Raw genomic sequence first — 15,288 nt, 5'->3', positions numbered from 1 at the left:
AGTTACACCAGCCGCGCTCCGCAATCCACGTGGATCGTCTCACCCGTGATCGCGCCGTTTTGCATCAGCAGCAATACCGCCTGCGCGACTTCGTCTGCAGTCACGAGGCGGGCCACAGGATTCTTCCTGGCCACGTCGCTCAGCGCCAGCGCACCGCTCCCTGGAAAGATGCTGTCCCACATCGGCGTATCGGTGTACCCGGGCGCTACGGCATTGAAGCGCAGGGGCGCAAGCTCCAACGCAAGCACGCGCGCCAACTGCTCCGTTGCCATCGTTCCTATCCCGGAAACCCAGGCGCCAGGTACCGGGCGGTCGGAAGACAGGCCGCCGGTAAAGGTAAACGAACCGCCCGGACGCATGTGACGATGTGCGGCGCGAACCACGTCGATCGCGCCCCAGAGACGCTCGTCGAATTTGTGACGAAACTCGCTCAATGGGTTATCCAGCGGCCCGCCAAGCTTGGTGCTGCCCGCCGCGATGTAGACATGGTCAACCGCTGAAAGCTCAGAGAAGACTTCTTCCATCGCGGCGGCGTCATTGATATCCGCGACGCGAGTCTCCAAGCCGCTTACGGTTTTCCGAGCGTCCTCAAGCTTTTCCTTCGTTCTGGAAACAGCCATGACACGAGCGCCAAGGGCACGTGCCAATTTCGCAACAGCGAGTCCGATGCCTTCCGAGCCACCGATAATCACAACCTGCTGACCAGTCATCATGAGTAAGAGCCTTCCATCTTGTCTGCAACTTGGGAAGGGAGGCATGCCCGCACTTGCTGCAGCGCCTATCCACATTCCACTCGTTCAAGGGCAGTATGTCCTGACGACTGGAATGAAATCCACGGAGTAATAACTCCGCTCTCAGCGCTCCGGCAGAGCATTCGCGTGTTGCACGCCCCAGGCCAGCAAGCCATTCATGGCAGCGATAAGGTTGAACCCAAGTTCCGTCAGACGCCAGAACCCATCTGTTTTTTGGACAACACCGTCCTCCTCTAACTCACGCAAAACCTGCGTAAGAACGCGCTCGGTGACGCCTGTGGCATGACGAAGAAGGTCGGAATATCGCTTGCTTCCCGAGAACAGATTCAGAACGACAACCGCCTTCCATCTCCCAGACAAGACGGCGAGAGTGCGCTCAATCGGGCACGATGAAAACCTCTTACGATCGACGGGCATCAGTTCTGCTCCTGGAGACGAAGAGCAGTCGGCGCTCCCGCTCAGACCAGTAGAAGATGCGCCCCACAACGGGCGCGTCGCAGAAGTCGGAAACTTCGCGGCGAACGCCTCCCCGGCTGATAACCGCCAAGGGCCCTCCCGATCAATTAACCGAGGGACGCTCAAGACGGTCAATCACAAGAACCTGCATGGGTGCCCTGGTGCGTTCCAGCTTCAATCCAAGCTGCTCCTGCAGCGCTGTGAAGATGGAAGGCGCAGCATTCTCTTCCAAAGCATGATTGGTTGGTGCCGCCTCCTCATCCGGTGTCCATCGCAGCGTGAAGTTATAAAAGCCGGTAAGCCCGGTCCTGTCGACAACGGCACGCTTGAGTTCGATGGTCAGTTGATTGACCAACGGCAACATCGGTTGGCCCATGCTCCGGATCTGGCCACGCCTTACTTCCCTGCCCCCGCCATCCTTCATGCCATTGGGACCAATGGCGGGCTCGATCTCCGTCATCCGGCTGCCGCCCTTTGCGACCACCAGGGCGTACACCGGCAATTCCTTCGTCTCGTAGTGGAACTTCATCGCAAAGCGGTCGGCCAAGATCTTCTGTAACATCGGCGCGTGCCGAATGGGGTCAGTCACCTTGCGATAGGTCTCAAGCTCCGCGTCACCGACCTTCGCCGTCACATCGAAGCGCTCCTGCTTCGCCCAGTCCGGCAAACCCACAATCTGATCGCTCAGGAAGATACCGAAGGCCCACTGAACGATATTTTCGGGCGGCATATTTGTGATCTCGAGACCACCGCTCATCAGCGGCGCACCGATCCTCATGCCGGTGGCGCCGGGCTGGCTCGGCTTCACGGACACCACTTCAAACTCCAACGGCTTTCCGTCCGATGCCATCAGTCGCGGCGTCGTGTACTGTGCCTGCGAGCTGCGCGGCCACGCGATCATCATCGATCCCAACAAGAGCAATACCCGTGTTTGCCGTATCGCTGTCGCACCGGACCACCAGCGGGCAGGTGCTGGCCCGCAGTCCTTCATCATGCGAGTTTCCGGAGCCAGCAAGGCCATGCGTCCTATGTTCCGCGCAACCTGGGTTAGTTTCCAACGTGCTACAAGTTTCGCCACGCGGTGGCTCGGACGCTTTCGGCGGGGCCCGCGCGGGAGTATTACAACCGCGCCCAAAAGACTAAGAAACAACAGGACGCTGAAGCGAGCGTGAGTGCCCGGATAAAAGAAATCTGCGCGGGACAGAAGCCGAAGATCGTGTCGCACGGCGTCCAGCCTTGCAAGCATCGTCAGTAAGAGAAGACCGACGCCAACGTTCAAGGAAAGCAATGCCGTGACCGGATGATTTGTAATGGATTGACGACGCAGTATCGCGTAAAGGAAGATGCCCACCCATACAAAGAGAATGGCAGGCACCAGCCCGGTAATGATCTGCAACACTGCTGAGCCTGGCCACTGCACCGTTCCGCCGCGAGACCGCGCGAGCAGACCAGCAACAGAGGGCAGGTAGAGCTTCTGCCACAGGGGATGCAGGAAGACAAAACCGAAACTGTAACCGAGCGGAAGCAGCAAAGCCCGAAGACCCTGCTGAGTCGCAGACGCGCTTTTCATAAGAGCCTGCGTGACGCACCACCATTGGCTGTGTCCCGCGTGGAACAACTCCAGCAGATCGCCCGCAAAGGCTTCCGCGTCCGGACCAGAAGAACTCTTATCCACCAGCCAGAGTGCGACGCGCAACACCGGGTTTTGTCTCATCGCGATCTCTCCTTCCGCAGGCCGCCACGGTAAGCGGGAACATCCTTCCAAAGGCGATTCAGCGCGGCTCTCGTCTCGTCAATAGCGCGCAGCCCCTTCGCAGTCACATGGACAAAGCGCTTGGCGCGGCCGCCACGTTCGGCGCTTGGCTGACCCATGCGACTTGCAACATGACCGGATTGCTCAAGTCGATCCAGAGCCTTGTAGACAGAAGCCAAAGCAGCGCTGCCCCCGGTGATCGACGCAATTTCCTTACACAGGGAGACGCCGTATGCCTCCTCGCCCAGGCGAAGGATTGCAAGCAGGGTCACAAGGTCGGAGTCGCTTAACGGAAGACGTTCGCTCATTTCTTCCACACAATAGAAGAAAACAGGATGGTTTGTACATCGATTTCTTCGCGGTGAGAGAAGAAAGAGCCGCCGCGTGTCCCGTTCCTCGACTTCCTAGTAGCGGTGCACCAGGCTTATGCCGCCCACCAACTGGTTGCGGGCCCTGCCATTGTTGTAGCCACGCTTGTCCCACGAGTGATCAAATCGGAGGTCGGTCTGCACCAGGAAGGTGCTGCCGAAGTAGCGGTTCAGGTACAGCGTGTTCTCCGTGTATTTCGTAGCCGTGCCGGTGCGTTGGCCCTTTTTGTCATTCAGCAGATCGGCGCGGAAGCCCACGGTCAGTGAGGGGCTGATTTCCCGGTTCAGATAGCTGACTATCGCGTATTCCGGTGCGAAACAGCGAAGCTGGCCGGGAGCGCACATGGCGCCCAGCGTGCCATCCTCCGTCGGTACGGGATTCGCAAGGTTCTGCGCCACGCTTGGCACACCGCGCTGATACATCACCCAGCCCTCCGTTGCCATGTGCCATTTCGCGTTGAACTTATGAGCCCACACCATGTCGTATTGCTGCACGTTGTCGTACGCGTACTTCCCGTCGTTGATACCGTTGGCGCAGGCATAGAAGTTGTCGTGATTCGTAGTAGTCGAATAATCCACGCAAGCGATCAATGAGGGTTTATGACCGCTCGACCAGGGCGCCACGTCATGCCCGGCCGTCAGACCTACCTGCACAAGCCACTGTTTGTTCAGCTTCAGCGTCGCGACCGCGCCTGTCTCCGTCACAGGCTCGGCCGCGTAAACGAGGGAACGCGTCATCGTGTAGTTGGCAGGTGCCAGCGGCGAATCGAGTCCTGGCAGTTCCAGGAAGCGGCCGACGCGAAGATTCAAACCATCCTTCACCGGAAAGTACAGATCGACATACTCCGTCAGTGGGTCGTAGCCGTACGTGCGGTTGGACACGAGTAGCTGCCCGCTAACAACACCCTTCGTTGTGGTGAAGCGATAGTCGATGCCGTAGTACAGCGCAGTAACGTGATATCCCCAGTCAAATCGCTTGTTCTGTACTGTGTCGGGAAGGCGCTCGATAAAGGTGACCACCTGGTGCAATCGGGCCGTATTCGGCTTTGAAGCGAAGACGAGCGGGTAGTTGTTGTCATGGCTCGTGCTCTGGTTGTACGTTCCCTTTGCCCAGCCGTAGATCTTCGTGCGGCGGTTCTCCATCTTCAGCGCCGTCATCAGCGGATAGACCGTCGTATCCGGCACACCAATTGTCGGCGATCCACCGTAGATCCAGTCTCCCGCGGGAAACGGCGGGCTATCGATGGGCGCATCGAACGCCCGCCGCGTGGGTGCAGGCCCGACGGGCAGCGTGCCCCGCCAGTCTGCAACATAGAAGCGTGCAAGGCGTTCCACAAAATTACCGCGGATCGCCGTTTGCACTGCGCTGGGATCATTTGCGGCAGTTGGCGTTCGGTATTGCGGAGATGGTTGCTGGGCATGCGTGACGCGCATGCCAAATGCAAGAACAACTGCAAAAGCGCAATACCGCGCAGGCTGCGTCCGGATCCTGCCAGACAGCATGCTTGTATTTCCTTCGACACGAAGATGAGGATCTGTTGAAAGCGGGATCAGGTTACACGCCAAGGCTACCTGCAAGGTAGCTTTGCATGATCTCTGTCGGGCGCACGGACGACGATCGCAGACACCGGTGCCTGTGTGCTGCCCGTCGTACGCAAGGTGCCGCGTGTCCCTGAGGAACGTACGAGCGATGGCCGCCCATAGAGGCGGCCTTGACAGGTAGTGCATCCGACCTTACAGGATGATCGCCGTAAGCCTTCGCGGCCCGTGGACGCCGCGGATGCGGGTCATCTCGATGTCGCTGGTAGCCGATGGGCCGGCGATGGTCGTAATGGGCGCGGTGCGCCTGGTGATGCGTTGCATGGCTTCGCTCAGCGTCTCAACGACCTGGTCGCGCCACAGCACGCACAGGTGATGATCAGGTAGCAGCGTCGCAGCGCGCCGGCCCTGCTCGTCGCCGTGTTCGAGGATAATAGTGCCACTCATCGCGACGCACGCCGTGCAGCCCGTGAGGACCACACGCGGTTGATCGAGCGCCGGTGTGGTGAGCTGCTCGTCGCGCAGGATGCCGATGCCGGTGGAGGGAAGCCACGCGTGCGGCACGCCGGTCGGCACCAGCAGCAAAGTCTCGTTCGCCTCGTTCATCGCTTGCAGCACAGCGTTCGCTATGCCAGCTTCGTCCGTGAAGATCAACTCCGAGTCATAGTCACGCAGACGATCGTAGAAGAGCTCCAGGATCTCTTCACGATGGAGTTGGGCCGTGCGCTGGTACGTACGCGGAATCCTGGCATACGCAGCTTCCGGCGATTCGGCGAGCAGGTCCTTGATGTCGGGATCGGCTGCGAGCTGGCGGCGAACGGTGTCGAGCACTGTGAAGCGAGCGTCGCTCATGCGTCCCCACCTTTCTTGCCGTTCGCGCGGTTCTTCTTCCACCATTCGCGGAAGGTCTGATGCGGCAGCGCGCGCAGGTCGCGGAACTGCGTCCATCCGCCGGCCATGCCGGGCAGGTTGACCAGCTTGCCGTCCTTCTCAAAGATGCCCTGACCGGTGCGCGCCATGCGCTGCGCGGCCTCGTACTGGCGTGGGTGTTCGAAGAGGTGTGCGGCCATCTTCATGCCCATGCTCTCCTGCGAGAACTTGCCGGTGATGCTGTTCTGGTCGGCTGCAACAATCTTGCCGCGCAGGTGAATCAGTGTCTCCGGAATGTTGATCTTCACCGGGCAGACCTCATAACATGCACCGCACAGCGACGACGCATACGGCAGCGACCGCGAATGCTTCATACCGTTCAACTGCGGCGAAAGGATCGCGCCGATGGGGCCGCTGTAAATGGAACCGTAGGCATGACCGCCGGTCTCGCGATAGACGGGGCATGCGTTGAGGCATGCGCCGCAGCGAATGCAGTTGAGTGTCTCGCGCTCGCGGACGTTGGCCATCATGCGTGTGCGGCCGTTATCCAGCAGGATCACGTGGAACTCTTCCGGGCCATCGTTCGCCGTGGTGCCCGTCCAGATGCTGTTGTACGGATTCATGCGCTCGCCGGTGGCAGAGCGGGGAAGCAGTTGCAGGAAGACTTCCAGGTCGTCGAACTTTGGGATGACCTTCTCAATGCCAACAAGCGTGATGAGCGTCTTCGGCATGGTGACACACATGCGGCCATTGCCTTCGGACTCCACGACGACCACGCCGCCTGTCTCTGCGATGGCGAAATTTGCACCACTGACGCCGATGCTGACTTCCAGAAACTTCTTACGGAGATAGTGACGAGCTGCCTGCGTAAGGTCTTCGGCCTCGGTGCCCAACTCGGTGAGCTTCATGTTCTCAAGGAACAGCTCGCGCACCTGGTGCCGGTTTTTGTGCAGCGCGGGAACAACGATGTGCGATGGCTCGTCGTTGCCCATCTGCACAATCATGTCCGCGAGATCGGTCTCCCACGGCGTGATGTTGTTCTTTTCCAGCGCGGCGTTCATGCCGATCTCATCACTGGTCATCGTCTTGACCTTGATGACCTCGGGATGGGCGTTCGCCTGCTGCTTCGCCGCAGCATTGATCAGTTTGATGGCGATGGCGTTCGCTTCATCGGCATCGCGAGCCCAATGCACCTGCCCGCCAGCAGCGATGCAGTTGCGCTCAAACATCTCGAGGTAGTGCGGCAGATGCAGCAGGGTATGCGTCTTGATGGCGTGGCCCGCCGTGCGCAGGTCCTGCCAGTCCGGCATCTCTTCCACGCGCAACGCGCGCTTGTTGCGGATGACATTCGTTGCGTGGCGCACGTTGCGGCGCGTCTGGTCGTCCTGCAGAATGTCATGCGCCAGGATGGGGAAGGAAGCCTTCTCAGCCGTGTGTCCTACGCGAACGCTCATGCTGTCGCCTCTTCCCACGCCAGGGACTCGGCGGTAAGCGGATTGGCCTTCGTGCTGTTCAGGATCTCCGCGAGATGTACCGGCCGGATGCGGCCCTCAGCGCCCTTGCCATTCGATTCACGATGAAGACCGCCATCAATCTGCATGAGACAGGAGTTATCAAGAGCAGCAACAAACTCTGCGCTGGTCTTGCGTACACAACCGATCTTGTCGGCAAGCATGGCCGACGACACCTCTGCATTCTTCACGGCAAAGGTCCCACCAAAGCCGCAGCATTGATCCGCGCCTTCCATAGGTGTGTAGTCCAGGCCTTCCACGCCCTGCAGCAGGCGGATGGGACGGTCGCCCACATGCAGCAGCCGTAGCGAGTGGCAGCTTGGGTGATACGTGACCTTGTGCGGGAAGTACGCGCCGACGTCGGTCAGACCGAGCTTGTCGGTGATCAGTTCACTGAACTCGAAGACGCGCGGCAGGAAGTCTTTGACGTCTTCCATCATGCGCAGGTCGTTGGCATTGTGCGCCATCAGTTCATAGTGATCGCGCATCATGGCGACGCAGCTTGCGCTGGGGACGACGATGGTCTCGGCATCGCGGAACTCATCCATCAGCCGCTTGACCAGCGGCATCGCCTCCTGGTGGTAGCCGGTGTTGTAGTGCATCTGGCCGCAGCAGGTTTGCGCCATGGGGAAGACGACCTCGTGGCCGAGACGTTCCAGCAGGTTCACCACAGCCATGCCCGTGCGCGGGAACAGCGTGTCGTTATAACAGGCAATGAACAGATGTATGCGCAAGCGGTGCCTCTTGAATTGAGACGATTCAATACTGGAACTTTTCGTCCCTGCCATGCTACTACCGGCTTCCCGGCGAACGCCATTCCCGGCTTTCACGGGAGCAAATCACATCGCCAAAACGGCCTTGCACCTCCGACTCATCGGGCCGGTTTAGAATCCTCGCCATGAGTCAGCCCATGCAGTTCGGTACGTATCCAAGCCTGCGCGATCGCGTGGTGGTCATCAGCGGGGGAGCCAGCGGCATCGGCGAAGGTATCGTGGAAGCCTTCGCAGAGCAGGGCGCGCGAGTGGCCTTTCTCGACATCCTGGACGACGCGGCGAACGCGCTGGTGGAGCGCCTCGCCGGCAAGTCCGTAAAGTTCTACCACTGCGATCTGCTGGATATTGGCGCGGTGAAGCAGGCCTGCGCGCAGATCGTCGATGAGCTTGGCACGGTCGATGTGCTGGTGAACAACGCAGGCAATGACACGCGGCACGACCTGGAAGCCGTCACCGAAGAGATGTGGGACCGCACGCTGAACCTGAACGTGCGGCACCAGTTCTTTCTGGCACAGGCGCTCCTGCCGGGTATGCGAGCACAGAAGCGTGGCTCCATCATCAACCTGAGTTCGATTGCGTGGATGATCCCATCGACGGACCTGCCGGCTTACGTCACGTCCAAGTCCTCGATCATCGGCCTCACGCGCGCCCTGGCGCATCGCGTTGGTATGGATGGCGTGCGCGTGAACTCGGTCTCACCCGGCTGCATCTGGACCGAGCGCCAGCGCAAGCTGTGGTTCACGCCGGAATACGCAGCGCAGATGATGGAGCGCCAGGCGCTGAAGATCGAGCTGCAACCCGCTGACGTCGCGCGCATGATCCTCTTCCTTGCAGCAGATGACAGCGCGGGCATCAGCAATCAAAGCTTCGTGGTCGACGGTGGCTGGGTCTAATCGCGAGGAAGCGTCCGGCTATCGATAGCTACGGTCGCGATAATCCGTCGACGCAGTGAGTGGTGTCTCAGATCACATCTCCGAAGGAGCGACGGTTCTACGCTGCCCAAGCGGGTGCGCGTAGTGAAGAGAGATGTTCCGAAGTCGATGTGGTTCGATACCCCCGTCGCGCATATTGCGACAGCCGGTTTCATGGTGACAGGCATGATCGCGGCGGCGATGGTCAATCTCCTGTCGCACGATCCGCGCATGCTCAACGCTGTGTTGACGATCGCCATCGCAGTCGCCGGTATCCCGCTGCTTCTTGCGCTCCTGCAACAGATTTCCCGGGGAAATTTCAGCGTCGATATTCTCGCGTTGCTCTCGATCGTGACGTCGCTGCTCCTTCATCAGTACTGGGTCGCGGCCATCGTGGTGTTGATGCTCTCCGGCGGGCAGGCGCTTGAAGGCTTTGCCACGCGTCGCGCCTCGTCGGTACTGAACGCCCTGGCAAAACGTATGCCGCAGACGGCGCATCGAGCCGGTCTCGCCGTGAAGGATGTTCCCATCGAGTCCATCGCTGTCGGCGATGATCTCCTCATCTATCCGCATGAGATCTGCCCGGTCGATGGGATGGTCGTGACAGGCCAGGGAAGCATGGACGAGTCCTATCTGACCGGAGAGCCCTTTCTGATCGCGAAGGTACCCGGGGCGACCGCTCTTTCGGGTTCCATCAACGGGGATGTGGCTCTCACGATTCGTGCGACCAGGGTCGCGAGCGACTCTCGCTACGCAAAGATTGTGGAGGTACTCCATGCGTCGGAGGAGGATCGCCCACAGATACGGCGGATGGGCGACAGGCTTGGCTCCTGGTATACACCGCTCGCCATCTCCATCGCGTTGGCAAGCTGGCACTTCAGCGGTCAGCCCGCGCGATTTCTGGCCGTGCTGGTCATCGCGACACCGTGTCCGTTACTGATCTCGATCCCGGTCGCAATCATTGGAGCGATCTCCGTGGGAGCGAGGCTTGGCATCATCATCAAGGATCCATCCATCCTCGAGAAGGTGGATACCTGCCGCACACTGATCGTGGACAAGACCGGCACGCTGACCTACGGCAAGCCGATGGTCACCTCCGTGGATTGTTTCGGCGAAACGACGCGCGAGGCGGCTTTGCAGTATGTGGCCAGTCTCGAGCGTTACTCGAAGCATCCTCTTGCAAGTGCTGTACTAGCCGCTGCGGCGAAAGACCATCTGGAGCTGCTTCGCGTGGAGCATGTGTCGGAGGCACCTGGAGCCGGGCTTGTGGGGAGGGTTGATGGTCGAAAGGTCGCGATCACGAGCCGCGGCAGACTCTCCCGTTCCGATCAAAGTACCTTGCCTCCCGTTTCCCCCGGTCTGGAGTGCGTCTTTCTCGTCGACGACAAACTGGCGGGTGCAATCCACTTTCAGGACGAACCGCGCAGCGAAAGCAAGTCTTTTCTGAGTCATCTCGGGCGGAAGCACTTGATCGACAAGATCATTCTGCTCTCCGGCGACCGTGTCCCTGAGGTCGCAGTCTTCGCGAAGCGTATGGGCATCTCCCAGGCCTACGGCGGTAAGAGTCCCGAAGAAAAGGTGGCACTCGTACGCCAGGAGACACTTCAGCGAAGAACGCTCTATATCGGCGATGGAATCAACGACGCGCCCGCGATGATGACAGCGACGGCTGGAATCGCGTTGGGCGTGAACAGCGACATTACCTCGGAAGCGGCCGGCGCCATCGTGCTCCAGTCGTCCCTGGTCGGCGTGGATGAGCTGTTGCACATCGGGCGAAGGATGCGGCGGACCGCCCTGATCTCTGCTGTTGGCGGCATGGGACTGAGCGTGATCGGGATGGCTGCCGCGTCCCTCGGTCTGCTTACGCCGATTCAGGGCGCGATCGCTCAAGAGGGTATTGATCTCCTGTCTATCCTTAACTCGCTGCGCATGATCCTGCCGACGGGGGTATTGATGGACTTTGAAGTACCTGCGGATGTCGCTGGAAAACCGACCCTTTGACGTTCCGCAGAAGGGCGAAGGATCGAGCGGTGGGATCCGCCCGTAAGTCCGCTGTTTCAAAACTTTTGTCGTCCTTCTGACACAACTATTACGGAGCGTCCATCGAATTGACCCTGGCCCGAGCGTCCTACGCACTGAGGACTTCATGCCAGCATCCGAGCTTTCGACCGGCGATCGTACCTTCTCGCAACCCATCGCATGGCCCACCACGATCGTGCTGGTTGCCTTTCACATCGGTGCTGTTGCGGCTCTGTTCTTCTTTACCTGGAAGGCATTCTTCGTTGCGATGGTGCTGTGGTGGCTGGCGGGCGGCCTTGGCATCGGCGTGGGTTACCACCGTCTGCTGACGCACCGCGGTTACAAGACGCCCAAGTGGGTGGAGTATCTGCTGACCATCTTCGCCACGCTCACGCTTGAGGGCGGGCCTATCTTCTGGGTGGCTACTCATCGCAAGCATCACCAGAACACCGACAAGGAAGGCGATCCGCATTCGCCGAACGAGGGTGGGTTCTGGTCGCACGTGGGTTGGCTCGTTACCGGCAAGACCATGCACAACGATGCTGCGGAGCTGTTGCCGTACGTCCCGGACCTTCGTAAGGACAAGTTTCATGTCTGGATCAGCCGCTGGCACTGGGTGCCGCTGACCACGCTCGGATTGATCCTGCTCGCCGTGGGCGGATGGCCCTTCATCCTGTGGGGTATTTTCTTCCGCACGGTGCTTGGTCTGCACTCCACGTGGCTGGTCAATTCGGCGACGCACATGTGGGGTTCGCGCCGATTTGCTACCGGCGACACCTCCCGGAATAGCTTCTGGGTTGCCATGCTGACCTTCGGTGAGGGCTGGCACAACAACCACCACGCGCATCCCCAGTCGTCGCGGCACGGCCTAGCCTGGTATGAGATCGACTTCAACTGGTACGGCATCTGCGCGCTGCGAGCTTTGGGACTGGCGTGGGATGTGAAGGCGCGTTCGCTGTCCGAGGGCAACGCTCACTGATCGCTTCGGGCGGACACGGATGATTTTCCTGAAACGTTGAGCGAAGTCGGTTGGCGGCAACTTAGTATCGATCCAGAGTGAACCTAATCGCTCCACGTTCGTCACTCTGATTGCCGCACATCCTTTTCCAAGAGGGCTGACCTCGCCATGAAGCGCTTGCTTTCGAAGCTGAGCATTCTCTGTGTCCTGGGTTCCGCAGCATGGGCACAGCAGCCCGCAGCCCCGTCGTCCGCGAAAGCAGCGGTCGCATTCAACCTGACGGACGTGCATGCCAGTCCGCGTGTGTCCTTCCCCTACTCCAACGGTGGGCAGCTTCGCGGTGACCGCTACAGTCTTCGGCAATCCACCCTGGTGGACATCATTGCGATGGCCTATGGAGTGAAGCCGGAGATGGTGCAGGGCGGCCCCAGCTGGCTGGAGTTGCCGCGCTTCGACATCATCGCAAAGGCCGATCCGAAGACGTCGGATGCAGATCTCAAGAAGATGCTGCAGGCTTTGCTGGCAGACCGGTTCAAGCTGGTAATGCATAAGGGTGAGGCCACGATGCCGGCCTACATGCTGACGGTCGCTGGCGCCAAGTCGAAGATGAAGCAAAGCGAAGACGGCGTGGCGAAGACCTGCAAGGGCGAACCGCCGGTCCCCGGCGCGATACCGATGATGGCGGTCAGCTGCACGAACATGCCTGTAGACGAGCTTGCGACCTTCTTGAACCAGGCGGCGAGCGGTGATCTGACGGAACCTGTTCTGAACCAGACGGGACTGGAAGGGGGATGGGACTTCACCCTGCGGTGGACGGACGCCCGGCAGCGCGCGAAAGCCGGAGCAGAAGCGGTATCGATTTTCAGTGCGGTGGAGAAGGATCTTGGCCTGAAGCTGGAACTGAAGACCGCGCCACGACCGGTGTGGATTGTGGACAGCGTGATGGAAAAGCCAACACCGAATTCGCCCGCAGTCGCGAAGGAGCTACCGCCGCCGCCACCAGCAGAGTTTGAAGTGTCCACCATCAAGCCGAGCAAGCCCGACGCACAAATGAGCGGACGCGTGGCCAATGGCCAGATGAACCTGACCGCTGCAACGCTGAAGATGCTGATCCCGTTTATCTGGGACTTCAATAGCAACGACCCTCAGATGCTGGTAAACGCCCCTGCCTGGCTGGATAAGGACAAGTTCGATTTCTTTGCGAAGACTGCGATGCCGGAGCCAGTCCCTGGTCGTCCGCCGCTACAGATCGACGACTTTGAGTTTCACCAGATGCTGCAGGCGCTCGTGATCGACCGGTTCCAGATGAAGGTCCACATGGAAGAGCGTCCCATCTTCGCGTACCGCATGGTGGCCGATCATCCGAAGCTGACAAAGGCAGATCCGACGAAGCGGACACGCTGCAAGCAGGGTGTCGGTGCAGACGGAAAAGATCCGCGGGTGGCCAATCCAATGATCACCCAACTCCTTACCTGTCAGAACATCACAATGAAGCAGCTGGGTGACTTCCTCACACAGTACGCAACCGGTTACATCTACACATCTGTGCTGGACGACACCGGCCTGCAGGGAAGCTACGATCTGACGCTAGCGTGGAGTTCGGCCAGTCTAACCGTTCTGCGTCCGCCGCCGCCGCCGGGCCAGCCGGAGGAGGCCATTCCGGCTGATGCCGTGACGCTCTACGACGCGATGGATAAGCAGATCGGCATCAAGATGGTGAAAGAAAAACGTCCCGTCTCCGTGCTTGTCATCGACCACATCGAAGAGACGCCGACACCGAACTAAAGTTCTGAATTCTTGTGATCGGTGTCACGGTCCGCGTCTTTCGTCACGGCTATCGTTTCTCGCAGAGTCGCTTCATGACTCTGCGGGAGATAGGGTATGGCTCGAATCGCTGTCATCGTGGGACATGCGCGCACTTGCACGTACTGCGAAGCACTAGGCGACAGCTATGTGCGTGGAGCCCATGCAGGCGGCCACCAGGCGGATTTATTCGTAACCAGCAAGATGGACTTCGACCCCGTCCTGCGCAAGGGATTCCAGCAGGTGCAGGCGCTCGAGCCAGATCTGCAGAGAGCACACAATGCCATGCTGGCGGCAGACCGGCTGGTCATGATCTTTCCGCTTTGGATGGGCATGATGCCCGCCATCTTCCATGGCTTCCTGGAACGTGTGTTGCAGCCTGATCTGTTACCCGGAGCCAGAACAGCAAAATTCCCGAAGCTACTCAAAGGCAAATCAGTACTCGTCATCGTCACCATGGGCATGCCGGCATTTGTCTATCGATGGTGGTTTGGGTCGTACGCCCTGCGGGCTCTGAAGAAAAACGTGCTTGGCCTGGTGGGCGCCTCTCCCATTCGCTTCCTGTTACTCGGCAACGTTGAAGGTGTCGGTCCGACAGGACGGACGAAATGGCTTAGTCAAGTGGAGGAACGTGGAAGGCGAGCAGCTTGATCCAGTGAGAGAGGAAGGTGTGTCACAACAACGGATTGTTATGGCAGGGAAGTCAATGCGCGAAGTTCTCAGCTTGTTGGTTCTTTCCCGGAATGCAGGGCTATGCTGGTCTGACTTATCAGACAGGAGCGGGAGGCCACTGCGGTAACTGCAGCGCAGACGAGGTGACCTGCTTGCGCGTTCCCGCGATGCAGCCACGACTTCATTTCGCAGTGTGGTGCGGACGTGTCGGGCGAGCCTCGCAACAGGACGCGTCGCGTTTCGCCGATTGCCATCAATAGGACGGCATCCTGGCGACCAATCCGCGCATACATAACGCTTATTCTCGTGGTGCATGCGTAGCCTGACGTGTGTCGCCACCAGCAGGAATCGGGTGAGGAAACCACAGTGCAGTTCTCGGGAATTCGAACCTACGTCGTGGATGACGACGTGATCGTTGCGTCGTCCTTAGCGGCAATCCTGCGCCTGCACGGATTTTGGGTGAAGTCTTTTACGGATCCAACCGAGGCGTTAGCGAGCGCCTTATCCGAACCACCCGAACTCCTGGTATCCGATATTGTTATGCCGGCACTTTCGGGAATCGAACTCGCGTTGCAGATCAAAGCGTTATGCCCAACCTGCAAGATCCTTTTGTTTTCGGGAGAGGCTGCGAACGTCGACTTCCACGAAGATGCTGAGCGGATCGATGCGAATCTCCACATCATTCCGAAGCCGATGCACCCATCCAAACTCCTGGAAGTCATCTGGCAAAAGCTCAAGCAAAATTAAGATCTGGCAGGCCTGCCCCGACGTTTCTCAAGTGTGGATGGATCGTTGTTGCCCCGGCGACTGACAAGGCGAAATTTGTTGCTGCTCAAAACACCTGTTTGAGCGTCCGCATACAGCCCGTCTAGACTGGATCTGGTGGCGCCGCCGCCGTACGTC

Annotated in this window: 14 protein-coding genes; 6 read left to right on the top strand and 8 right to left on the bottom strand. The window is 59.5% G+C overall.

Annotation, left to right across the window (positions count from 1 at the left end; all coding sequences use genetic code 11):
• Positions 1 to 2: 2 nt before the first annotated feature.
• The 8 genes from BLW03_RS10440 to BLW03_RS10405 all read right to left on the bottom strand — a co-directional run bounded on the left by BLW03_RS10440 (position 3) and on the right by BLW03_RS10405 (position 7,983).
• On the bottom strand, positions 3 to 713 hold the full coding sequence (locus BLW03_RS10440; protein ID WP_074653876.1) for an SDR family oxidoreductase: 711 nt from the start codon (positions 711 to 713) through the stop codon (positions 3 to 5).
• Between the two features lie 141 nt (positions 714 to 854).
• Entirely contained in the window at positions 855 to 1,112 is a 258-nt protein-coding gene (locus tag BLW03_RS10435) for a winged helix-turn-helix transcriptional regulator (RefSeq protein WP_212733175.1), read from the bottom strand.
• Between the two features lie 199 nt (positions 1,113 to 1,311).
• Complete coding sequence (locus tag BLW03_RS20180) at positions 1,312 to 2,922, bottom strand: TIGR03435 family protein (protein ID WP_083350459.1); 1,611 nt, start codon at positions 2,920 to 2,922, stop codon at positions 1,312 to 1,314.
• Positions 2,919 to 3,269, bottom strand: coding sequence for a PadR family transcriptional regulator (locus tag BLW03_RS10425; RefSeq protein WP_074653873.1), 351 nt, complete (start codon positions 3,267 to 3,269; stop codon positions 2,919 to 2,921). The genes BLW03_RS20180 and BLW03_RS10425 overlap by 4 nt, the downstream gene beginning before the upstream one ends.
• Before the next feature lie 96 nt (positions 3,270 to 3,365).
• Positions 3,366 to 4,832, bottom strand: coding sequence for an outer membrane beta-barrel protein (locus BLW03_RS10420; RefSeq protein WP_074653871.1), 1,467 nt, complete (start codon positions 4,830 to 4,832; stop codon positions 3,366 to 3,368).
• Between the two features lie 231 nt (positions 4,833 to 5,063).
• Positions 5,064 to 5,720 (bottom strand): LutC/YkgG family protein, encoded by a 657-nt coding sequence (locus tag BLW03_RS10415; RefSeq protein ID WP_074653870.1) that lies wholly within the window; start codon positions 5,718 to 5,720, stop codon positions 5,064 to 5,066.
• Positions 5,717 to 7,192: a LutB/LldF family L-lactate oxidation iron-sulfur protein gene (locus tag BLW03_RS10410; RefSeq protein ID WP_074653868.1), complete on the bottom strand. Its 1,476-nt coding sequence runs from the start codon at positions 7,190 to 7,192 to the stop codon at positions 5,717 to 5,719. The genes BLW03_RS10415 and BLW03_RS10410 overlap by 4 nt, the downstream gene beginning before the upstream one ends.
• Complete coding sequence (locus tag BLW03_RS10405) at positions 7,189 to 7,983, bottom strand: (Fe-S)-binding protein (RefSeq protein ID WP_074653867.1); 795 nt, start codon at positions 7,981 to 7,983, stop codon at positions 7,189 to 7,191. The genes BLW03_RS10410 and BLW03_RS10405 overlap by 4 nt, the downstream gene beginning before the upstream one ends.
• A 164-nt stretch (positions 7,984 to 8,147) precedes the next feature.
• On the opposite strand from BLW03_RS10405, the gene BLW03_RS10400 reads away from it, so the two are divergent.
• The 6 genes from BLW03_RS10400 to BLW03_RS10375 all read left to right on the top strand — a co-directional run bounded on the left by BLW03_RS10400 (position 8,148) and on the right by BLW03_RS10375 (position 15,132).
• Positions 8,148 to 8,915, top strand: coding sequence for an SDR family NAD(P)-dependent oxidoreductase (locus tag BLW03_RS10400; RefSeq protein ID WP_170835014.1), 768 nt, complete (start codon positions 8,148 to 8,150; stop codon positions 8,913 to 8,915).
• Positions 8,916 to 9,038: 123 nt separating this feature from the next.
• Entirely contained in the window at positions 9,039 to 10,934 is a 1,896-nt protein-coding gene (locus BLW03_RS10395) for a heavy metal translocating P-type ATPase (protein WP_244502039.1), read from the top strand.
• 145 nt (positions 10,935 to 11,079) lie between these two features.
• Positions 11,080 to 11,931 (top strand): acyl-CoA desaturase, encoded by an 852-nt coding sequence (locus BLW03_RS10390; protein ID WP_074653864.1) that lies wholly within the window; start codon positions 11,080 to 11,082, stop codon positions 11,929 to 11,931.
• Positions 11,932 to 12,078: 147 nt separating this feature from the next.
• Positions 12,079 to 13,695: a TIGR03435 family protein gene (locus tag BLW03_RS10385; RefSeq protein ID WP_074653862.1), complete on the top strand. Its 1,617-nt coding sequence runs from the start codon at positions 12,079 to 12,081 to the stop codon at positions 13,693 to 13,695.
• A gap of 96 nt (positions 13,696 to 13,791) precedes the next feature.
• Positions 13,792 to 14,364 (top strand): NAD(P)H-dependent oxidoreductase, encoded by a 573-nt coding sequence (locus tag BLW03_RS10380; RefSeq protein ID WP_074653860.1) that lies wholly within the window; start codon positions 13,792 to 13,794, stop codon positions 14,362 to 14,364.
• A 387-nt stretch (positions 14,365 to 14,751) separates the two neighbouring features.
• The gene (locus BLW03_RS10375) at positions 14,752 to 15,132 is read left to right on the top strand and encodes a response regulator (RefSeq protein WP_074653859.1); all 381 of its coding nucleotides are present in this window, start codon (positions 14,752 to 14,754) and stop codon (positions 15,130 to 15,132) included.
• Positions 15,133 to 15,288: the final 156 nt, after the last annotated feature.

The sequence above is a fragment of the Terriglobus roseus genome (genome assembly GCF_900105625.1).
Classification (GTDB): Bacteria; Acidobacteriota; Terriglobia; order Terriglobales; family Acidobacteriaceae; genus Terriglobus; species Terriglobus roseus_B.
The sequence above is the reverse complement of the archived record's forward strand: the minus strand, read 5'-3'. Positions and strand labels throughout refer to the sequence as shown.

Bases quoted from the DNA above. Each gene is read 5' to 3' on its own strand.
- BLW03_RS10425 (WP_074653873.1), bottom strand. From the start codon at position 3,269: ATGAGCGAACGTCTTCCGTTAAGCGACTCCGACCTTGTGACCCTGCTT.
- BLW03_RS10415 (WP_074653870.1), bottom strand. From the start codon at position 5,720: ATGAGCGACGCTCGCTTCACAGTGCTCGACACCGTTCGCCGCCAGCTC.
- BLW03_RS10420 (WP_074653871.1), bottom strand. From the start codon at position 4,832: ATGCTGTCTGGCAGGATCCGGACGCAGCCTGCGCGGTATTGCGCTTTT.
- BLW03_RS10440 (WP_074653876.1), bottom strand. From the start codon at position 713: ATGATGACTGGTCAGCAGGTTGTGATTATCGGTGGCTCGGAAGGCATC.
- BLW03_RS10390 (WP_074653864.1), top strand. From the start codon at position 11,080: ATGCCAGCATCCGAGCTTTCGACCGGCGATCGTACCTTCTCGCAACCC.
- BLW03_RS10385 (WP_074653862.1), top strand. From the start codon at position 12,079: ATGAAGCGCTTGCTTTCGAAGCTGAGCATTCTCTGTGTCCTGGGTTCC.
- BLW03_RS10400 (WP_170835014.1), top strand. From the start codon at position 8,148: ATGAGTCAGCCCATGCAGTTCGGTACGTATCCAAGCCTGCGCGATCGC.
- BLW03_RS20180 (WP_083350459.1), bottom strand. From the start codon at position 2,922: ATGAGACAAAACCCGGTGTTGCGCGTCGCACTCTGGCTGGTGGATAAG.
- BLW03_RS10380 (WP_074653860.1), top strand. From the start codon at position 13,792: ATGGCTCGAATCGCTGTCATCGTGGGACATGCGCGCACTTGCACGTAC.
- BLW03_RS10410 (WP_074653868.1), bottom strand. From the start codon at position 7,192: ATGAGCGTTCGCGTAGGACACACGGCTGAGAAGGCTTCCTTCCCCATC.